General features: G+C 71.9%; 20 protein-coding genes. 6 read left to right on the forward strand and 14 right to left on the reverse strand.

Translation table 11 applies throughout. The features are described 5' to 3' along the window. Positions 1-189 precede the first annotated feature (189 nt). Positions 190-1,677, forward strand: a complete 1,488-nt coding sequence (locus tag OG408_RS15460; protein WP_323178041.1) for an LCP family protein — start codon at positions 190-192, stop codon at positions 1,675-1,677. Between the two features lie 63 nt (positions 1,678-1,740). Here OG408_RS15460 and OG408_RS15465 read toward each other — a convergent pair whose 3' ends face one another. Continuing rightward, the gene (locus OG408_RS15465; protein ID WP_326670366.1) at positions 1,741-2,772 is read right to left on the reverse strand and encodes a glycosyltransferase family 2 protein; all 1,032 of its coding nucleotides are present in this window, start codon (positions 2,770-2,772) and stop codon (positions 1,741-1,743) included. A 120-nt stretch (positions 2,773-2,892) separates the two neighbouring features. On the opposite strand from OG408_RS15465, the gene OG408_RS15470 reads away from it, so the two are divergent. After that, positions 2,893-4,416 (forward strand): LCP family protein, encoded by a 1,524-nt coding sequence (locus OG408_RS15470; protein ID WP_442806031.1) that lies wholly within the window; start codon positions 2,893-2,895, stop codon positions 4,414-4,416. Positions 4,417-4,449: 33 nt separating this feature from the next. Here the strand turns inward: OG408_RS15470 and OG408_RS15475 are convergent, their stop codons facing one another. Continuing rightward, positions 4,450-4,998, reverse strand: a complete 549-nt coding sequence (locus tag OG408_RS15475) for an acyl-CoA thioesterase (protein ID WP_266779576.1) — start codon at positions 4,996-4,998, stop codon at positions 4,450-4,452. A 119-nt stretch (positions 4,999-5,117) separates the two neighbouring features. On the opposite strand from OG408_RS15475, the gene OG408_RS15480 reads away from it, so the two are divergent. After that, complete coding sequence (locus tag OG408_RS15480; protein ID WP_326670371.1) at positions 5,118-6,410, forward strand: LCP family protein; 1,293 nt, start codon at positions 5,118-5,120, stop codon at positions 6,408-6,410. A 61-nt stretch (positions 6,411-6,471) separates the two neighbouring features. Here the strand turns inward: OG408_RS15480 and OG408_RS15485 are convergent, their stop codons facing one another. The 8 genes from OG408_RS15485 to OG408_RS15520 all read right to left on the reverse strand — a co-directional run bounded on the left by OG408_RS15485 (position 6,472) and on the right by OG408_RS15520 (position 11,982). Further along, positions 6,472-7,278 carry a class I SAM-dependent methyltransferase gene (locus tag OG408_RS15485; RefSeq protein WP_326670373.1) on the reverse strand — a complete coding sequence of 269 codons (807 nt, stop codon included), beginning with the start codon at positions 7,276-7,278 and terminating at the stop codon, positions 6,472-6,474. Continuing rightward, the gene (locus OG408_RS15490) at positions 7,275-7,751 is read right to left on the reverse strand and encodes a hypothetical protein (protein WP_266779582.1); all 477 of its coding nucleotides are present in this window, start codon (positions 7,749-7,751) and stop codon (positions 7,275-7,277) included. The genes OG408_RS15485 and OG408_RS15490 overlap by 4 nt, the downstream gene beginning before the upstream one ends. 47 nt (positions 7,752-7,798) lie before the next feature. Further along, positions 7,799-8,245: a hypothetical protein gene (locus OG408_RS15495; protein ID WP_266779584.1), complete on the reverse strand. Its 447-nt coding sequence runs from the start codon at positions 8,243-8,245 to the stop codon at positions 7,799-7,801. Positions 8,246-8,520: 275 nt separating this feature from the next. Continuing rightward, entirely contained in the window at positions 8,521-9,114 is a 594-nt protein-coding gene (locus tag OG408_RS15500) for a GrpB family protein (RefSeq protein ID WP_326670377.1), read from the reverse strand. A 43-nt stretch (positions 9,115-9,157) separates the two neighbouring features. Next, entirely contained in the window at positions 9,158-9,613 is a 456-nt protein-coding gene (locus tag OG408_RS15505; RefSeq protein ID WP_266779588.1) for a hypothetical protein, read from the reverse strand. A 60-nt stretch (positions 9,614-9,673) separates the two neighbouring features. Then, on the reverse strand, positions 9,674-10,453 hold the full coding sequence (locus tag OG408_RS15510; RefSeq protein WP_326670379.1) for an NAD(P)-binding domain-containing protein: 780 nt from the start codon (positions 10,451-10,453) through the stop codon (positions 9,674-9,676). A 54-nt stretch (positions 10,454-10,507) separates the two neighbouring features. Beyond that, on the reverse strand, positions 10,508-10,966 hold the full coding sequence (locus OG408_RS15515) for a hypothetical protein (RefSeq protein ID WP_326670381.1): 459 nt from the start codon (positions 10,964-10,966) through the stop codon (positions 10,508-10,510). A 53-nt stretch (positions 10,967-11,019) separates the two neighbouring features. Beyond that, positions 11,020-11,982 (reverse strand): alpha/beta hydrolase, encoded by a 963-nt coding sequence (locus OG408_RS15520; protein WP_326670383.1) that lies wholly within the window; start codon positions 11,980-11,982, stop codon positions 11,020-11,022. A gap of 109 nt (positions 11,983-12,091) precedes the next feature. Here OG408_RS15520 and OG408_RS15525 point away from each other — a divergent pair, with 109 nt between their 5' ends. Further along, positions 12,092-12,730 (forward strand): TetR/AcrR family transcriptional regulator, encoded by a 639-nt coding sequence (locus tag OG408_RS15525; protein ID WP_266779593.1) that lies wholly within the window; start codon positions 12,092-12,094, stop codon positions 12,728-12,730. An 82-nt stretch (positions 12,731-12,812) separates the two neighbouring features. Here OG408_RS15525 and OG408_RS15530 read toward each other — a convergent pair whose 3' ends face one another. Further along, positions 12,813-13,970, reverse strand: coding sequence for an acyl-CoA dehydrogenase family protein (locus OG408_RS15530; protein ID WP_266786201.1), 1,158 nt, complete (start codon positions 13,968-13,970; stop codon positions 12,813-12,815). Positions 13,971-14,144: 174 nt separating this feature from the next. Between OG408_RS15530 and OG408_RS15535 the strand changes: the two genes are divergently transcribed. Then, positions 14,145-15,488, forward strand: a complete 1,344-nt coding sequence (locus OG408_RS15535) for a UDP-glucose dehydrogenase family protein (protein WP_266779595.1) — start codon at positions 14,145-14,147, stop codon at positions 15,486-15,488. 63 nt (positions 15,489-15,551) lie between these two features. Then, positions 15,552-15,923 carry a VOC family protein gene (locus tag OG408_RS15540; RefSeq protein ID WP_285564894.1) on the forward strand — a complete coding sequence of 124 codons (372 nt, stop codon included), beginning with the start codon at positions 15,552-15,554 and terminating at the stop codon, positions 15,921-15,923. A 27-nt stretch (positions 15,924-15,950) separates the two neighbouring features. Here OG408_RS15540 and OG408_RS15545 read toward each other — a convergent pair whose 3' ends face one another. Genes OG408_RS15545 through OG408_RS15555 form a run of 3 tightly spaced genes read right to left on the reverse strand, consistent with a single transcriptional unit; the run spans position 15,951 to position 18,828 of the window. Continuing rightward, positions 15,951-17,147, reverse strand: coding sequence for a dipeptidase (locus tag OG408_RS15545; RefSeq protein ID WP_266779599.1), 1,197 nt, complete (start codon positions 17,145-17,147; stop codon positions 15,951-15,953). Between the two features lie 5 nt (positions 17,148-17,152). Then, positions 17,153-17,692 carry a 5-(carboxyamino)imidazole ribonucleotide mutase gene (gene purE, locus OG408_RS15550; protein WP_266779601.1) on the reverse strand — a complete coding sequence of 180 codons (540 nt, stop codon included), beginning with the start codon at positions 17,690-17,692 and terminating at the stop codon, positions 17,153-17,155. Beyond that, positions 17,689-18,828 carry a 5-(carboxyamino)imidazole ribonucleotide synthase gene (locus OG408_RS15555; RefSeq protein ID WP_326670386.1) on the reverse strand — a complete coding sequence of 380 codons (1,140 nt, stop codon included), beginning with the start codon at positions 18,826-18,828 and terminating at the stop codon, positions 17,689-17,691. The genes purE and OG408_RS15555 overlap by 4 nt, the downstream gene beginning before the upstream one ends. Positions 18,829-18,866 lie beyond the last annotated feature (38 nt).

Consider the following 18,866-nt stretch of genomic DNA (forward strand, 5'->3'; position numbering starts at 1 on the left):
GGGACGCGACCACGCGTCCGGCATGCCGGCCAGCTCGGCTGGGACGACGGCCTCTACGCGGAGGACGGCCCGGGCCCGCTCGCTGCGGAGGGCGAAGGCGGCGAGGGCGGCGAGAACGGAGGCGCCCGTTCGAGCCACCGGCGCGCCAAATCGCGGAAGCGGGCGGCCGCGAAGTCCCGCAAGCGCCGCGTGTTCCGGTGGGCGGCCATCACACTGGCCCTGCTGATATTCGGGACGGCCACGGCCGGGTACCTCTACTACCGGCATCTCAACAACAACATCCGCAGCAGTGCCCGCAGCGGCGGCGAGAGCGGTGTGAAGAAGGCCGCGCCCAACGCCGCGGGCGACACCCCGCTCAACATCCTGCTGATCGGCTCGGACAGCCGGAACAGCGCGGAGAACGTGAAGCTGGGCGGCAGCAGGGACACGGTCGGGGACAAGCCGCGGGCCGACGTCCAGATGCTGCTGCACATCTCGGCGGACCGGAAGAACTCCTCGCTGGTCAGCATTCCCCGCGACACGATCCTCCACATCCCCGATTGCACGGACTCCAAGACCGGTCAGAAGTACCCCGCGACGGACAACAGTCCGATCAACGAGTCCCTTCAGCGCGGTGGCCCCGGCTGCACGCTGACCACCTGGGAAAAGCTGACCGGCGTCTACATCGATCACTGGATCATGCTCGACTTCGCGGGCGTGGTGGCCATGGCCGACGCGATCGGCGGCGTGGAGGTCTGCGTGAAGACGGGTGTGTGGGACAAACCCACCCGCCTCGTCCGCGGCGGCTCCGGCCTCAAGCTGCCGGCGGGCCCCAACACCGTGCAGGGCAAGCAGGCTCTTCAGTGGTTGCGTACGCGGCACGCGTTCGGCAACGACCAGAACCGCGCCAAGGCCCAGCACATGTACATGAACTCCATGCTGCGCACGCTCAAGAAGCAGAATCTCTGGTCGGACGCGGGGCGGCTGACGAACCTCGCGGAGACGGCGACCAAGGCGCTCCAGGTGTCCGACGAGATCCGTTCGGTCAAGAAGCTCTACGACCTGTCGATGCAGCTCAAGAGCGTGCCGATCGACCGCATCACCATGGCGACCATGCCCACGGCCGAGTGGTCCCAGGACAGGAACAAGCTCGTCCCCGTCGAGAAGTCCGCGGACTCCCTGTGGCGGCTGCTCCGCGACGACGTGGCGTTCGACAAGAACGGCAAGGCCAAGACGAAGCCGAAGGCGAAGCCCTCGGGTCCCCCCGCGGCGGCCCCGGCCACCCTCGGTGTCTCGGTGGTGAACGGCACCGGTGTCGGCCAGGCGCCCAAGGACGGGCGGGCCGCCGAGGTCGCCGGCATCCTGCACGGCAAGGGCTTCGCCCAGGCCGATACGGAGAACGCCGAGCCGAGCAAGGACACGGAGGTCCGGTACCCGAAGGAGGACGGGGACCAGGGCAACGCGGACGCGCAGTCCGTCGCCAAGGCGCTGGGCCTGCCGACCACCGCGGTCAAGGCGGACCCGAAGGCCGGCGAGCTGACCGTCGTCGTCGGCGCGGACTGGCGCGACGGAACCGTGTACAAGGCCCCGAAGGTCGAGGCGGGTGATCTTCCGGACGGCGCGGACGACATCAACGCCGCGGACAAGAGCCAGTGCATGGACATCTACTCCGTCTACCGGTGGGACGGAAAGAGCTGACAGGCGGTACGCGAGAGGGGGCGCCCGGTCCGGCCGGGCGCCCCTTCTCGTCGTCTCTGCCGGTCAGGCCACCGGCGCGCCCGGCGCGGCGACCGCCGGCCGCCGGCTCGCGATGACCCGCTTCGCCAGCGAGCGCGGGCTCGTCAGGAAGCCGTAGCCCCACGACATGTGCATGGTTGCCAGCGCCACCGGGATCTGCGCCCGGGCCTTCAGCGGCAGGCCCTTGCCCGCCGGCAGGGAGCCCGCGACGATCGCCGCGACGTAACCGGCCGGGACGACCAGCGCCCACGGGGTGACGGCCGCGCCCACCACGAGGCCCGCCGCGATGGCGACGACGGCGGTCGGCGGGGCGAGGTAGCGGAGGTTGATCGAGCCGGAGTGGTAGCGCGCGACGACGTGGCGCCAGCGGCCGTAGTTCTTGTACTGCTTGGCCAGCTCCCGCACGGAGGGGCGCGGGCGGTACTGCACCCGCAGCTCGGGCGAGAACCAGATCAGCCCGCCGGCCTCGCGGATGCGGAAGTTCAGCTCCCAGTCCTGGGCGCGGATGAACTCGATGTTGTAGCCGTCCGCCTTCTCCAGGGCCTGCCGCCGGAAGACACCCAGGTACACGGTCTCGGCCGGTCCCGCCTCGCCGCCCGTGTGGAAGGCGGCGTTGCCGACGCCGATCTTCGACGTCATGGCCGCGGCGACGGCGTCCTCCCAGGCGTTCTCGCCCTCCGCGTGCATGATGCCGCCGACGTTCTGCGCGCCCGTCTCCTCCAGGAGCCGGACGGCGGTCGCGATGTAGTTCGGCGAGAGCATGCCGTGGCCGTCGACGCGCACCACTACGGGGTGGCTGGAGGCCTTGATCGCGGCGTTGAGCGCGGCGGGGGTGCGGCCGGTGGGGTTCGGCACGGTCTGGACCCGGGGGTCCTCCGCGACCAGCTCGGCGGCGATCTCGTCGGTACGGTCCGTGGACGGGCCGAGCGCGATCACCACCTCCATCTCGCCCGCGTACTCCTGTTCCAGGATGTGCCGGACGGAGTTCCGGAGGTGCCGCTCCTCGTTGAGAACCGGCATGATCACGGAGACGGCGGGGTGCTGCGCGGCAGACATGTGGTCCTCGGGGGGTCCTCGGGGGCGCCGGGGGTTCGCACCCCTCCAGGCGGCGGTATTCGGCCGCCACGTTACCGCGAATGGGGGACAGGGGCGCGCGCCGCCGGTCTGCTTCCCGGGATGCAGATCGTATGGGCCTACCGTGCGACAGATCCCCTTGCACCGCGGAGGTGTCCCCCCGTGCCCACGCCGCACCGCTCCCCCCGTCCGCCGCGGCCCCGTGCCGCTCCCCCGCAGCGCAGGCGGCCCAGAAAGCAGGACGAGAGACCGCGCTGGGGCATGCGGGTGGCGACCGGGCTCTCCGTTCTGGTGCTCGGCGCCGGCGGTATCGGCCATGCCGTGGTGACCAACCTGGAGACGGGCATCGACCGGATCGACCCGTTCAAGGACATGAAGAACCGGCCCCGGGCCGGCAACGGCATGAATCTGCTGCTCGTCGGCACCGACGGCCGCGACAAGATCACGGCGGCGGAGAAGAAGAAGTACCGGCTGGGCGGTGCGCCCTGCCACTGCACCGACACGATCATGCTGGTGCACCTGTCCGCGGACAAGGAGCGCGCCAGCATCGTCAGCCTGCCGCGCGACAGTTACGCCGAGATCCCCGCGCACCGGGACCGGACCACCGGCAAGGAGCACGCGGCCCACCCGGTGAAGCTGAACGCCGCCTACGCCGAGGGCGGCCCGAATCTGACCGTGCGGACCGTCGAGCACATGACGGGCGTCAAGGTCGACCACTACCTGGAGGTCGACTTCACCAGCTTCATGACGACGGTGGACACGCTCGGCAAGGTGAAGATCTGCACCACCCGGCCGATGAAGGACTCGTACACCGGACTCGACCTCGCGGCCGGCACCCATGAGCTGGACGGCGGCCAGGCACTCCAGTACGTCCGCTCCCGGCACATCGACGGCGCCGCCGACCTGGGCCGGATGCAGCGCCAGCAGAAGTTCATGGCCTCGCTGATCAAGCAGGCGACCAGCAGCGGTGTGCTGCTCAACCCGGTGAAGTTCCGCGAGGTCGCCTCGACGATGCTGAGGTCGGTCCGGGCCGACAAGGGCTTCGGTACGGAGCAGATGCTGGACCTCGGGCAGGCGATGCGGGGCTTCTCCGCCGCCTCGTCCGAATTCACCTCGGTGCCGATGGGGAACGTCGCGTACCAGGTCAAGGGCATCGGCTCGACGGTCAAATGGGACCCGAAGAAGTCGAAGCAGCTGTTCCAGGCGCTGCGGGACGACAAACCGCTGACCGTCGCCCGGCCCAAGCAGGCGCCGGCGAAGAAGGTCGACGTCGCCCCGCAGCAGATCCGGGTGCAGGTCTACAACGGCACCCCGAAGGACGGCCTGGGCTCCACGGTCGACGCGGCGCTGCACGCCACCGGCTTCAACACCACCCGCGCCCCGCTCACCGCGCCGCAGCGCGACCTCAAGCACACCCTGATCACGTACGACCCGCGCTGGGACCGGTCCGCGAAATCCCTGTCCGCCGCGCTGCCGGGTGCCGAGCTGAAGGCCGTGAAGGGGCAGGGCGGCACGATGAAGGTGACCGCGGGCGCGGACTACCGCGCGGTGGAGCGGGTCCGGGCCGAGGAGCCCGATCCGGGCAGGTTCGGCGCGGTGAAGGGCGACGAGGTGGCCTGCCCGTAAGGACCCGAGGCTTGCGGGGCCCTCGCGGGGCCCTCAGTCCTCGATGCCGTCGGCCGCGCGCTTCTCGCGCAGCTCCTTGATCGCGCGGCGGCGGGCCAGCCGGTGGGTACGGCGGATCTGCGCCTCCTGGTAGCGCCGGTTGTCGCGTTCCGTCTCCGGGACGACCGGCGGCACCCGGCGCGGCCTGCCGTCCGCGTCGACCGCCGCGAACACCAGGTACGCGCTGCCGACCTGCTGGGCGGGGGTCGACTCGTTCCACCGCTCGGCCATGACCCGGACGCCGACCTCCATGGAGGAGCGGCCGGTCCAGTTCACCTGAGCCCGGACGTGAACAAGGTCACCGACGCGGACCGGCTCCAGGAAGACCATCTCGTCCATCGAAGCCGTCACCGCGGGGCCGCCGGAGTGCCGGCCGGCCACCGCGCCCGCCGCGTCGTCGACCAGCTTCATGATCACGCCGCCGTGCACCGTACCCAGCAGGTTCGTGTCGCTGCCGGTCATGATGTGGCTGAGGGTGGTCCGGGACGCCGCGGTCGGCTTGCCCGGAATGTCACCCTCCGGGTGCGGGGCCTGATCTGTCATGCCCTCCACCTTATGCGGGGGCCACGAGTGCGTCGCAATGCATCAGCTTGGCAACAGCCCTGGTCCGATTTCCCTCACACCCTGTAATAGCAGTGGCCCGGACCTGCACACTGGATCGCATGAACGATAGGCCCGAGGGCTGGAACGGCGACGACCGCAGCGGAAACCGCTACGGGCAGGGAAGCGCGAGCGACCGGCCCGAGAGCGCCCGCTCGATGCCGCACGTCCAGCGGCGCCCCGCCCCGCCCCAGCAGCGCCCGGCGCCGCCGAGGCAGCCGCAGCTGCCGCAGCAGCCCGGCGGCTACGGCGACTCCCCGGAGTACGACAGCGGCTACAACACGGGCCAGGTCTACGGCGGCGGCAACGGCGGCCGCGGTGGTGGGCACGGGAGCGGGCCGGGCGACAGCGGCTATGTCCAGGGCCGGCCGGGGGCCGCGCCGAACTGGGGCCGCCGGATCAAGATCGGCGTGCTGAGCCTCGTGGTCGTGGTGCTCGCCGTCTCCGTCGGCACGTACTTCTGGGCCGACTCCAAGCTGAAGCGCGACGTCGACCTCTCCAAGGTCATCGAGCGGCCGAAGAGCGGCGACGGCACGAACTATCTGATCGTCGGGTCCGACAGCCGCGAGGGCATGACGTCCGAGGACAAGAAGAAGCTCCACACGGGCTCCGCCGAGGGCAAGCGGACCGACTCGATGATGATCCTGCACGACGGCTCGAACGGCCCGACGCTGGTCTCGCTGCCCCGTGACTCGAACGTCGAGATCCCCTCGTTCGTCGGCTCCGAATCGGGCAAGCGGTTCGAGGGCAAGGGCCGCACCACCAAGCTGAACGCCGCGTACGCCGAGGACGGACCCGAACTCCTGGTCCGTACGGTCGAGTTCAACACCGGGCTGCACATCGACCACTACGTCGAGATCGGCTTCGGCGGCTTCGCCAAGATCGTGGACGCGATCGGCGGCGTGGAGCTGGACATCCCCAAGGCGTTCAAGGACAAGTACTCCGGCGCCGACTTCCAGGCCGGCAAGCAGACCCTCGACGGCCAGCAGGCGCTCGCCTTCGTGCGGACCCGGCACGCCTTCACCTCCGACCTGGACCGTACGAAGAACCAGCAGAAGTTCCTCGCGGCGCTGGCGAGCCAGACGGCCACGGCGTCGACGATCCTCAACCCGTTCAAGCTGTACCCGACGATGGGCGCCGGTCTCGACACCCTCGTCGTCGACAAGGACATGTCGCTCTGGTCCCTGGGCCAGATGTTCTTCGCCATGAAGGGCGTCACCGGCGGCGACGGCGCCTCGCTCAACATGCCGATCTCCGGCTCCACGGGCGGCAACCTGGTCTGGGACAAGGCCAAGGTCAAGCAGCTGGTCGAGCAGCTGAACAACGACGAGAAGGTCACGGTCACCGGCAGCTGACCGCGGGCGGACATCGGCGGGGGCCCGGACGGCGGAAGCGTCCGGGCCCTTCGCTGTGCGGCTACACCCTCCCGTGGGCGAGCACCGCCACGTGCGGAAGCGTCAACAGCCCGTCCTCGCCCTCGAACTCCCGGCACATGACGTCGTACTCCCGCTTGGCGGCGGCCACCCCCTGCGGCCCCCGGCTGTTGACCAGCTGCCCGATCGCGGCCACGCCGGACGCGGGTCCGGCCCACCACTCGTCCGCACCGCTCCGGTGGTCCCAGGACAGCGACGTGCCGCGTACGTCCCCGAGTCCGGCCGCCGTCAGCAGGGCGCCCAGACCGTCCGGGGTGCGCGGGAAGTTGTGCTCCTCGTCGACCGTGGCCAGCCAGTCGGGCCGGGTCAGTCCTGCGGCCTGCGCGGCGCGGCCGATCAGCGCCTGGCCCGGGGCGTTCGGCACCTGCCAGACCGTGACGGCGATCCGGCCGCCGTGGCGGGTGATGCGGCGCATCTCGACGAGCGCGTCCAGCGGCCGGCCGACGTGGTTGAGCACGAAGTTGGCCACGACGGCGTCGAACTCACCGTCCGGGTAGGGAAGCTGGGGCAGCGAGCCGGAGCGGACCTCGGCCCCGGGGGCCGCCCGCCTGGTCGCCGCCACCATGCCCGGTTCGGCGTCCACGGCCCGTACGACGGCACCGCGCCCGGCGGCGGCCACCGTCACGCTGCCGCTGCCGCACCCCACGTCGAGCAGGCGCGTCCCGGCGCCGGTGTCCGCGGCGTCCAGCAGGGCGGGCACCGTGTGGGCGCAGAGGCGGGCGAAGGTGCGGGCGTAGCTCTCGGCGTGACCGTCCCAGATCCGCCGCTCGCTCACGTCGAACGCGGTCACGAGGCACCTCCCGCCGGGCCCTGCGGCTCCGCCTCGTCCAGGTCCTCGTGGAGCGCGTCCAGGATCCGGCCCGTCGGCCGGCCCTCCGGTGACAGTTCCGCCAGGCACCAGCCGGGCAGTTCCGCCTCGGTCTCCGGCGGGAGATCGCCGTCGGCGGGTTCGGCCAGCCCGTAGAGGAGACCGAACGCGGTCTCCTTGGCCACCTCCCGCGCTATCTCCCCCAGTTCACCGGCCGTCAGCCCGAGCCGCACCGCACGCTCCACGGCCCCGCCCGCCAGACCTTCCTTCCGGTAGGCCCCGACCCAGTCGGGGGCCGCAGTGCTCCACGCGTCGATGTCCTGCCAGACCATGCGCAGGAACCGGTACCGGGCCAGCTGAGGAAGGTTCTCCTCGGCCTCCGACTCGGCCCAGCCCGGGGCGTCTTCGGCCCCCAGCGCCTCGAACAGGCCGGTCAGTCTGTCGATGTCCGTCATGGACAGGGAAGGTACGCCACCGGGCGCGGCTCATGAAGGCGCGCCGCTCATCCGAACATCGATGCGGCGATCAGCCCGACGACCACGGCGGCGCAGACCAGCACGGTCGTGCCCCGCCCGCTCCTGCCCCGCCGGAAGCCTTTCCGCGAACCGTTCCGGGAGCCGTTCCGGGACCGTCCGCCGCGTGCCGGGGCGGGCGCCTGAGTCCCCGGCGTCCCCGCGTCGGCCGTCTCGGCCAGCAGGGCGCGGCAGCAGGCCGCGAGACGGGCGATGTCGCCGTCCAGGGGGACGGTGGTCTCCGCGCGGGCCGGGGCGGTGGTGCCGCCGTCCAGGATGCGGCCGGTGCGGACGCGAACCCGGCCCACCCCGTGGGCCGTCAGGCTGATCCACCGGCCGGCGTCCTCGCCGCGGATCACCACGGTGCCGCCGCGCTCGCGGTAGACGGTGTGCTGCCGCCAGAGCAGCCTGGCGAGCGGCGCGGGAAGGTCGGACACCGCCGCCGCCTGCCGTCTCTCGTCGCTCAGTGACATCGGCCCGCCCGTCGGCTCATGGAGTGCGGACGGGTACGGGCCCGGGGTCTGCGCCCCGGTATGTGCGTGGACAACGTGTCGGTCCTTTCGGGCACGCCGGTCGGCGTGATCACCGCAGGATTGTAGGCGGGAAGCAACGCCCCTTGTGCGCAAGGGGACTTACCGCGCATGCATGCTCCGTCACGGTTGCCTGGACCAACCGACGGGCCGCGGCGTCCGCGACTGTCCGAAGACGGCCGCTACGGCGTCCAGCCCGTCGCCCGCGCCCAGGGCTCCGCCACGGTGACCACCAGGTCCACCACCGGGTCCTTGACGTCCGCGTACGTCCCGGTGTCCGGGACCGACGCGGCGAGGGTCCGCTTGAACGCCGCATAGGCGGGCACGGCCTCCGGGTGGGCCCGGAACCAGTCGCGGAACAGCAGCGCGAGGCGCTCGTTGGGCGAACCGGCCACCCGCACATGCAGGTTGACGTCCTCGGCCGCCGCACCGGAACCACCCCGGCGCACCCAGAGACGCTTGGCCCAGCGCGCCGGATCGTCGCCGGAGCCCGCGGGGACGTGGTCGCGTTCGTACGGGGAACGGCCGAAGCCCAGCCGGGCCAGCGGGAGTTCGAAGGCGAGGGCCGCCGCCCCGAGGTCCGCGACGCTGGCCTGGAGGTCGAAGACCGGCTTGGCCGCCATGCCGGGAATCGCGGTGGAGCCGATGTGCTCGACGCGCAGCGCGGCCGGGCCCATCTCCGCGCGCAGCCGGTCGGCCAGGGCCCGGCCGCGCTGCTCCCACGCGGGGTCGGCGGGGACGACGACAGGGCGGTCGGAGGCGATGCCGTGGGTCATCCGGCCGATTCCAGAAGCCCCCGCGGTGCCGCCCGTGCCGTCCTCAGCCACGGAAGTTGCGGGAGAGCCAGGGGCTGAGCATGGTGCGCGGTACGAGTTCCCTGTAGGTCTCGTCGCCGGGCAGCGGGACGACGAGCCACTGGCCGGGCGGGAAGAACTTCCCCTTCACGAAGGCCGTCCCGCCGTACACGGAGCGCAGGAACGCCGGCACGGAGTCGCGGGGAAGGTCCGCGAACTCCACCCCGTCGACGGTGATCTTCGCGTCGTCCTCGGGAAAGACCTGGACGGTGACGGCGGGTGCGCCGCCCAGCTCGATGAACGCCTCGTGCGGGAGCGACCCGTCCGTGTCCAGCACCGCGAAGGCGCCCGCCGAGGTGCGCCGGGAGGTCTGGTCGGCCCCGATGTCGTCGGTGACGGTCAGCTCCAGGTTGTACGTGCGCGCGACCTCACGGACTGCGGTGACGGCGGCTTCGGTGGTCGGCAGATGAGGGTGTCCCATGCCCATGATCATGCCTCAGCGGGTCCTGGCCGGGCCCTCGGGCCCGGCCTTCGCCGCACGTCAGGCCCGGGGCTGCCGCAGGTCCGCGAGGAGGCCGTCGAGGGTGCTGCCGAGCGCCTCGGCGTTGGCCGGGCCGAACCACGTGGTGCGGACGCGTTCGTTGTTCCCGCCGGGGGTCTCGTGGTCGGCGGCGAGCTGCCGCAGGGAGCGGGTGTCGTCGCTCAGGGTGCGGCCGACGCCCCGGAAGAGTCCGCGGACGTAGCGGTCGGCGTCGGCGGAGGCGATGCCGTGGTCCGCGGCCCACGTCGTGAGCGTGGCGAGGTACGCGTAGTGGGCGGTCAGAGTCCCCGTGAGCGCGGAGAAGACGTCGAAGGCCGCCTCGTCCGAGACGGGGAGGGCCCCGCCCAGCTCGTCGAAGAGGGCGTCCGCCACCGGGTGCGACGGGTGGACGACCGTGACGGAGCGGCGTTCGCGTACGGCGGGCAGCGGGATCGCCCGGACGAGCGCGGCGCCGGTGTCCAGGATCCGGCGCAGTTCCTCGGTGGCCACGCCGGCCATCACGTTGATCACGGTCGTGCCGTCGGCCACCCGCAGGCCCGCGAGCGCCTCGTGCCGGTCCCGGCGGCGTACGGCGATGACCAGCACCTCCGCGCGGTCCGCCACCTCCTGGTTGTCCGCGCAGACCCGTACGTCGGGGTGGCGCGCGGCCAGCTCAGCGGCCGTACCGGCCCCGCGTGGGGAGAGGAACACCTGCGGCGGCTTCTCGACGCCGTCGCAGAGCCCCGCCACGAGGGCGCGGCCGATCTCGCCCACCCCGATGATCCCGATGCGCTTCAGCACTGTCTCTTCCTCCGTGGTGCGTGGTGGCCGGCGGTGAACCATGAGGTGATGCCCTCAGCCCCGGCCCGGAACCCGCGGCCGCCGCCACAGCAGCGCGACCGCCAGGAGTGCGGCCAGGCAGGGCGCCATCCCGGCCCAGCCCAGTTCCGGCGGCAGGCCGGTCTCGCCCGAGGTGTCCCTGGTGAGCAGTCCGGTCAGGCCGGTGCCGACGCCCAGGACGAGCAGCACGGTCGCGGCCGGCCGGGCCCACCGTTTGTCCGCCCTGACGGCCCAGGCCGTCCAGATCCAGGCCGCGACGCCCAGGACCCCGATGACGGACAGCAGGACCAGCCAGGTGGTGACGGCCGAATCGACCCGCGTCCGGGTGTACGAGGGATAGCCGGCCCGGATGTGGTCGGCGAGCCGATGGGTGGTGGCGCGGTCGACGTACGGGAGGACGGTCGCCGCGACGGTGAGCCCGAGGCCCGCGTACATCGCGCCGGCCGCCCCTCGCGCGGAGCGTGTCTTCGTCATCGGAGTGCTTCCTTTCCGGTCACGTGGTCGTTGCGGTCGTGCGGCTCCTCCGGTCACCCGGCGAGGGCTGCGCGGAGGAAGCCGAGGATCTCCGTCCGTGCGGCCTCGGCCTGGGGTTCCACGCCCGGCAGGGTGAGGAAGGCGTGCCGGGCGCCCGAGTACTCGGTGAGCCGGGCCGGCGTCCCGGCCTCCCGCAGGCGTTCGGCGTAGCGGCGGCCGTGATCGGCCACCGCGTCCTGGGTCGGCACCACCACGAGCGCGGGGGCCAGCCCGCTCAGGCTGTCGGCGTACAGCGGCGAGAGCGCGCGTGCGTCGGTGCCCGGCGGGGCGGAGAGCTGCCGGAAGAAGCGCAGCAGCGGTGCTGCGCGCGTCGGGCTCTCCGCGTACTCGGTCATCGAGGCGTAGTCGAACATCGTCCCGGTCACATCGACGGCGGGGTTGACCAGCACCTGCGCCCGGAGCTCCAGCCCGGACTCCCTGGCCCGGATCGCCGTCAGGGCGCTGATCAACGCACCGCAGCTCTCGCCGAACACGGCCGTGCGCGCGGGGTCGACGCCCCACTCCGCCGCATGCCGCAGCACGTGCCGGAGCACGTCCCAGCCGTCGTCGGCGGCAGCCGACAGCGGGGTCCCCGGGGCGAGGAGGCGGTGCTCGACCGAGACGACGACCGCGGGCAGACGGGCGGCGAGGTGGCTGTTGGCCCAGTCGCACTGCGCCGCCGTCCCCACGAAACTGCCTCCGTGCACATGGAGCACCAGCGGCAGCCCTGCCCCCTCGGCGCCTTCGCCGTCGCGCGCGGGGGCCGGCCGGTACACCCGGACCGGGAGCGCGCGGCCGGGCAGCACCACCTCCTGCCAGCCGATCCCGGCACCGGGATCCGGCTCGCCGAGGAACGCCCGGGCCGCGCCGGACGCCCGCCAGCGGTTCTCCGCGTCGCGGTAGGCGATCAGCTCCCCGGCCGTCACCGCCTCCCAGTCGGGCTCCGGCGGCCGCTCGACGGCAGTGGTCTCAGTCATGGCTCCTCCTTCGTCGGACTCATGGACCGGCGCTTAAAACCTACGCCGTAGGTTTGCGATCCGCACGGTAGTTTCTACGGTGTAGGTTTGGCAAGGAAAGGGAGTGGCCGTGGCCGGACGAACCCAGGGGACCTCGGCGGGACTCGACCGCGGGCGCATCGCCCGCGCCTCCGTCGCGCTGGTCGACCGCGACGGGCTGGAGCGCTTCGGCGTGCGGCGGCTCGCTCAGGAGCTCGGGGTCGACCCGATGTCGATCTACCACCACATCAAGGGCAAGGCGGCCCTGCTGGACGCGGCGTCCGAGGCGGTGCTCGACGAGGTGGCGGCCGCCACGGACGAGGACACGGCCGGTGAGTGGGAGGACGTCGCCCGCCGGACGGCGCACGCCTACCGCGACATGGCCTACCGGCACCCCCGGGTGTTCCCGCTGCTGGTGACGCGCGCCCAGACCTCACCGGTCGCCATCACCGCCCTGGAGCGGCTGGTCACCGCGATGCGTGCGGCCGGCCTGCCCGACCGGGTGGTCGCGGACGCGCCGATGGTGCTGTTCAGCTTCCTCAACGGACACCTGCTGGCGCGCACCGGCGACGGGCCCGAGGGCCCGGCTCCGGTGCCCGCGTTCGACGCCGGGGCCCATCCGTCCCTGGCCGCCCTCGCCCCCTTCATGGACGGCTTCGGGTCCGTGACGGAGTTCGACCGGATGCTCGACACCGTGCTCGGCGGGATCAGGGACCGGGCCGCGGGCTAGGACGCGGACCACCGGCACGGCAGAGCGCCCCGCCCCGGGAATCCGGGTGCGGGGCGCTCTGCGATGCCGGTGCGCGGGCGCGTTACGGCAGGTTGCGGGCCATCACGATCCGCTGGACCTGGTTCGTGCCCTCGTAGATCTGGGTGATCTTCGCGTCGCGCATCATCCGCTCCACGGGGTAGTCCCGCGTGTAGCCGTAGCCGCCCAGCAGCTGGACCGCGTCCGTGGTGACCTCCATCGCGACGTCGGAGGCGAAGCACTTGGCCGCGGCACCGAAGAAGGTGAGGTCGCCGTCGAGGCGCTCGGACTTGGCGGCGGCCGAGTAGGTGAGCTGGCGGGCCGCCTCCAGCTTCATGGCCATGTCGGCGAGCATGAACTGCACGCCCTGGAAGTCGCCGATCGGCTTGCCGAACTGCTTGCGCTCCTGGACGTAGCCCTTGGCGTAGTCGAGGGCGCCCTGCGCGACGCCGAGGGCCTGGGCCGCGATCGTGATGCGGGTGTGGTCCAGGGTCTTCATCGCGGTGGCGAAGCCCGTGCCCTCCTCGCCGATCATGCGGTCGGCGGGGATACGGACGTTGTCGAAGTAGACCTCGCGGGTCGGGGAGCCCTTGATGCCGAGCTTCTTCTCCGGGGCGCCGAAGGAGACGCCCTCGTCGGACTTCTCGACGACGAAGGCCGAGATGCCCTTGGAGCGCTTGGTCGGATCGGTGACCGCCATGACCGTGTAGTACTCGGAGACGCCCGCGTTGGTGATCCAGCGCTTCACGCCGTTGAGGACCCAGAAGTCGCCGTCGCGTACGGCCTTCGTCTTCATGCCGGCGGCGTCGGAGCCCGCGTCCGGCTCGGAGAGGGCGTACGAGAACATCGCGTCGCCCTTGGCGAGCGGGCCCAGGTACTTCTTCTTCAGGTCCTCGGAGCCGGAGAGGATCACCGGGAGCGAGCCGAGCTTGTTCACGGCGGGGATCAGGGAGGAGGAGACGCAGGCGCGGGCCACCTCCTCGATCACGATGACCGTGGCGAGCGCGTCGGCGCCGGCGCCGCCGTACTCCTCGGGTACGTGGACCGCGTGCAGGTCGGCGGCGGTGAGGGCGTCCAGCGCCTCCTGCGGGAAGCGGGCCTCCTCGTCGACCGCGGCGGCGAACGGGGCGATCTTCGCCTCGGCGAGCGCACGCACCGTCTCCCGGAGCATGTCGTGCTCCTCGGCCGGACGGTACAGGTCGAAATCGGTCGAACCCGCCAAGACGCTCACTCCCCAAGATGCTAACTACCGTTAAGTAACCCAATTTTAGGCGCCGCACCCCGCCCAGGCATACGCGCGCGGGCCGTGAGCTTCACGACAGCCGGAATGGGACGTTTCAGAGGCAGGACTATGCTCGTTCACCGCACGTCTGTCCGCATCTCACAGGAGCACTACATGGCCCTCAGGATCACTGTGATCGGCACCGGCTATCTCGGCGCCACCCACGCCGCGGCCATGGCGGAACTGGGCTTCGAGGTCCTGGGGCTCGACGTCGTGCCCGAGAAGATCGAGATGCTGTCCGCCGGCCGGGTCCCGATGTACGAGCCGGGGCTCGAGGAGATCCTGAAGAAGCACGTCGCGGGCATCGAGGGCGCCACCGGGCGGCTGCGCTTCACCACCTCGTGGGAAGAGGTCGCCGAATTCGGCGATGTGCATTTCGTCTGCACCAATACGCCGCAGAAGCACGGCGAGTACGCCTGCGACATGAGCTACGTCGACAGCGCCTTCGACTCGCTCGCCCCCCTGCTGACCAGGCCCGCCCTCGTCGTCGGCAAGTCAACCGTGCCGGTCGGCTCCGCGGCCCGGCTCGCGGCCCGGCTCGTCGAGCTCGCCCCCGTGGGCGAGGGCGCCGAGCTGGCCTGGAACCCGGAGTTCCTCCGCGAGGGCTTCGCCGTCAACGACACCCTGCACCCCGACCGGATCGTGGTCGGCGTGGAGAGCGAGCGGGCCGAGAAGCTGCTGCGCGAGGTGTACGCCGCGCCGGTCGCGGAGGGGTCACCGTTCGTGGTGACGGACTTCCCGACCGCCGAGCTGGTGAAGACCTCCGCCAACTCCTTCCTCGCCACCAAGATCTCGTTCATCAACGCCATGGCGGAGGTCTGCGAGGCCGCCGACGGCGACGTGGTGAAGCTGGCCGAGGCGATCGGCCACGACGAACGCATCGGGAAGAAGTTCCTGCGCGCCGGCATCGGCTTCGGCGGCGGCTGCCTCCCCAAGGACATCCGCGCCTTCATGGCGCGCGCCGGTGAGCTGGGCGCCGACCAGGCGCTGACCTTCCTCCGCGAGGTCGACTCCATCAACATGCGCCGCCGCGGCCACATGGTCGAGCTGGCCCGGGAGGCCGTCGGCGGCGACTCGTTCCTCGGCAAGCGCGTGGCCGTGCTCGGCGCGACGTTCAAGCCGGACTCGGACGACGTACGGGACTCGCCGGCGCTGAACGTCGCCGGACAGATCCACCTCCAGGGCGGCCAGGTCACGGTCTTCGACCCGAAGGGCATGGACAACGCACGGCGGCTCTTCCCCACCCTCGGCTACGCCGACACCGCCCTGGACGCCGTGCGCGGCGCGGATGTCGTGCTGCACCTCACCGAGTGGCGCGAGTTCCGCGAGCTGGACCCGGAGGCGCTGGGCGAGGTCACCGGCCACCGCATCATCCTCGACGGGCGCAACGCCCTGGACCCGGCCGTGTGGCGCGAGGCCGGCTGGACCTACCGGGCGATGGGACGGCCGAAGGCCTGACCCGCACCGCCGCCGTCTCCGCCTCTCCGCCGACCGATCAGATCCGCCCAAGGAGGAAACGTCATGGCCATCGCCACACTGGGTGCCGTCGTCCTGGACTGTCCGGACCCCCTGGCCCTCGCCGGCTTCTACGCCGGGCTGCTGGGCGGCAAGGTCACCGTGATGGAGGACAACGACGACAGGTGGGTCGACCTCACCGGCGACTTCGGCACGCCGCTGGCCTTCCAGGCCGCGCCCGGCTTCGTACCGCCGCGGTGGCCGAGTGCGGACGGCTCGCAGCAGTCGCACCTCGACCTGAAGGTGCCGGATCTGGACGCTGCGGAGCGGGAGGCGCTGGCGCTGGGTGCGACGGTGCTCGACGCGGCGGACCGGGAGCGGACGTTCCGGGTGTACGCCGATCCGGCCGGGCACCCGTTCTGTCTCTGCGCCTGCTGAGAACCGGCCGGCCGACGCCCCGGGGGTTCAGGCCTCGGGGGCGTCCAGCTGCTCGATCGTCGCGTGGGAGGGGCCGCGGCGGGTCCGCAGGTCCCGGGCCACGTCCTCGGCGGCGCGCAGCACCCGTACGGCGTTCTGCCAGGTGAGCTTCGCCAGGTCGGATGCGGACCAGCCGCGGCCGAGCAGCTCCGCGATCAGGTTCGGGTAGCCCGCGACGTCCTGGAGGCCCCGCGGGAGGAACGCGGTGCCGTCGTAGTCGCCGCCGATGCCTACGTGGTCGATCCCGGCGGCCTCGCGCATGTGGTCGAGGTGGTCGGCGATGGTGGCCACCGTCGCCATCGGGCGGGGGTTCGCCGCCTCGAACGCGGCGTGGACCTTCATCCCGCGCTCGGTGGTGTCCAGGTGGTGCAGTCCCTGGGCGCGCATGTTCTCGTCGGCGGAGATCGTCCAGGCGACGGCCTCCGGCAGCACGAACTTCGGCACGAAGGTCGCCATCGCGATGCCGCCGTTGGCCGGGAGCTTGGCCAGGACGTCGTCGGGGATGTTGCGCGGATGGTCGCAGACCGCCCGCGCCGAGGAGTGCGAGAACATCACCGGTGCGGCGGAGGTGGCGAGCGCGTCGCGCATCGTCGTCGCAGCGACGTGCGAGAGGTCCACCAGCATGCCGGTGCGGTTCATCTCCCGTACGACCTCGTGGCCGAACGGGGAGAGTCCGCCGACGCCCGGGGCGTCCGTCGCCGAGTCCGCCCACGCGATGTTGTCGTTGTGGGTGAGCGTCATGTAGCGGACACCGAGGGTGTGCAGGGCGCGCAGGGTGCCCAGCGAGTTGTGGATGGAGTGGCCGCCCTCGGCCCCCATCAGGGAGGCGATCCGGCCCTCGGCGCGGGCCGTCTCCATGTCGTCGGCCGTCAGCGCGCGGCGCAGGTCGGCGGGGTACCGCTCCAGCAGCTCGGCGACCACGTCGATCTGTTCCAGGGTGGCGGCGACGGCGTCGTCGCCCGCCATGTCGGACCGTACGTAGACGGACCAGAACTGGGCCCCGACTCCCCCGGCACGCAGCCGGGGGATGTCGGTGTGCAGATGGGCCGACTGGTCGGTGGCGATGTCGCGGGCGGCCAGGTCGTAGCCGACCTGTTCGCGCAGCGCCCACGGCAGGTCGTTGTGCCCGTCGACGACCGGGTACTCCGCGAGGAGTTCCCGGGCGTGCTCCAGCCGGTCCGTCACGGTGCCTACTTCCCGAAGCCGAAGGAGTCGGGGTTCCCGACCTTGTTGCGCAGCCGCTTGCCCTTCTCGGTGGCCTGGTCGTTCAGGTCCGAGAGGAACTCCGTCATGCGGGTCCGCAGCTCGCCGTCGTGTGCGGCGAGGATACGGACGGCCAGCAGGCCCGCGTTGCGCGCGCCCGCGATGGAGACGGTGGCGACCGGGATGCCGGCGGGCATCTGCACGATGGACATGAGGCTGTCCATGCCGTCCAGGTACTTCAGCGGGACCGGCACGCCGATGACCGGCAGCGGGGTGACGGAGGCGAGCATGCCGGGCAGGTGGGCGGCGCCGCCCGCACCCGCGATGACCGCCTTCAGGCCGCGGCCCGCGGCGTTCTCGCCGTACGCGATCATCTCGCGCGGCATGCGGTGGGCGGAGACGACGTCGACCTCGTAGGGGATCTCGAACTCGTCGAGGGCCTTGGCCGCCGCTTCCATGACGGGCCAGTCGGAGTCCGAGCCCATGACGATGCCGACGACCGGCGCGGTGGAGGCGGGGGAAGTCATTCGGTGATCGTTCCTCGCAGGTAGTCGGCCGCGTGCCGGGCGCGCTCGCGCACGTCCGCCAGATCGTCGCCGTAGGTGTTGACGTGGCCGACCTTGCGGCCGGGCTTCACGTCCTTGCCGTACATGTGGATCTTGAGCTGCGGGTCGCGGGCCATGCAGTGCAGGTAGGCCTGGTACATGTCCGGGAAGTCGCCGCCCAGCACGTTGGACATGACCGTCCAGGTGGCGCGCGGGCGCGGGTCGCCGAGCGGGAGGTCCAGGACGGCCCGGACGTGGTTGGCGAACTGCGAGGTGATCGCGCCGTCCTGGGTCCAGTGCCCGGAGTTGTGCGGGCGCATCGCCAGTTCGTTGACGAGGATCTGCCCGTCGCGGGTCTCGAAGAGCTCGACGGCCAGGTGGCCGACGACACCGAGCTCCGCCGCGATCCGCAGGGCGAGCTGCTGTGCCTCGCCCGCGAGCCGCTCGTCCAGCTCGGGGGCCGGGGCGATGACCGTGTCGCAGACGCCGTCGACCTGGATGGACTCGACGACCGGGTAGGCGACGGCCTGGCCGTGCGGCGAGCGGACGATGTTGGCCGCCAGCTCCCGTACGAAGTCGACCTTCTCCTCGGCGAGGACCGGGACACCGGCCCGGAAGGGGTCGGCCGCGTCCGCCTCGGAGCGGACCACCCAGACGCCCTTGCCGTCGTAGCCGCCGCGCACGGTCTTGAGGATGACCGGGAAGCCTCCCGCCTCCTCGGCGAAGGCCGCGGCGTCGGCCGGGTCCTTCACGATGCGGTGGCGGGGGCAGGGCGCGCCGATCTCGGTGAGCTTCGCGCGCATCACCCCCTTGTCCTGGGCGTGCACCAGGGCGTCGGGGCCGGGGCGCACGGGGATGCCGTCCGCCTCCAGGGCCCGCAGGTGCTCGGTGGGCACGTGCTCGTGATCGAAGGTGATCACGTCACAGCCGCGCGCGAAGGCGCGCAGCGTCTCCAGGTCGCGATAGTCGCCCACGACGACTTCGCTCACCACCTGGGCCGCCGAGTCCTGCGCGGTGTCACTGAGGAGCTTGAACTTGATGCCGAGGGGGATGCCCGCCTCGTGGGTCATACGGGCGAGCTGACCGCCACCGACCATGCCGACTACCGGGAACGTCACTCCTCCAGGGTATCCGCACCCTCCGGGACCGTCCGACG

The sequence above is a fragment of the Streptomyces sp. NBC_01257 genome, assembly GCF_035917255.1.
GTDB lineage: Bacteria > Actinomycetota > Actinomycetes > Streptomycetales > Streptomycetaceae > Streptomyces.

What these genes read in the sequence shown, in the direction of transcription:
- OG408_RS15465 (WP_326670366.1), bottom strand. Translation starts at nt 2,772, where the DNA reads ATGTCTGCCGCGCAGCACCCCGCCGTCTCCGTGATCATGCCGGTTCTC.
- OG408_RS15520 (WP_326670383.1), bottom strand. Translation starts at nt 11,982, where the DNA reads ATGACTGAGACCACTGCCGTCGAGCGGCCGCCGGAGCCCGACTGGGAG.
- OG408_RS15540 (WP_285564894.1), top strand. Translation starts at nt 15,552, where the DNA reads ATGGCCATCGCCACACTGGGTGCCGTCGTCCTGGACTGTCCGGACCCC.
- OG408_RS15475 (WP_266779576.1), bottom strand. Translation starts at nt 4,998, where the DNA reads ATGACAGATCAGGCCCCGCACCCGGAGGGTGACATTCCGGGCAAGCCG.
- purE (WP_266779601.1), bottom strand. Translation starts at nt 17,692, where the DNA reads ATGACTTCCCCCGCCTCCACCGCGCCGGTCGTCGGCATCGTCATGGGC.
- OG408_RS15470 (WP_442806031.1), top strand. Translation starts at nt 2,893, where the DNA reads ATGCAGATCGTATGGGCCTACCGTGCGACAGATCCCCTTGCACCGCGG.
- OG408_RS15505 (WP_266779588.1), bottom strand. Translation starts at nt 9,613, where the DNA reads ATGGGACACCCTCATCTGCCGACCACCGAAGCCGCCGTCACCGCAGTC.
- OG408_RS15480 (WP_326670371.1), top strand. Translation starts at nt 5,118, where the DNA reads ATGAACGATAGGCCCGAGGGCTGGAACGGCGACGACCGCAGCGGAAAC.
- OG408_RS15515 (WP_326670381.1), bottom strand. Translation starts at nt 10,966, where the DNA reads ATGACGAAGACACGCTCCGCGCGAGGGGCGGCCGGCGCGATGTACGCG.
- OG408_RS15500 (WP_326670377.1), bottom strand. Translation starts at nt 9,114, where the DNA reads ATGACCCACGGCATCGCCTCCGACCGCCCTGTCGTCGTCCCCGCCGAC.
- OG408_RS15490 (WP_266779582.1), bottom strand. Translation starts at nt 7,751, where the DNA reads ATGACGGACATCGACAGACTGACCGGCCTGTTCGAGGCGCTGGGGGCC.
- OG408_RS15535 (WP_266779595.1), top strand. Translation starts at nt 14,145, where the DNA reads ATGGCCCTCAGGATCACTGTGATCGGCACCGGCTATCTCGGCGCCACC.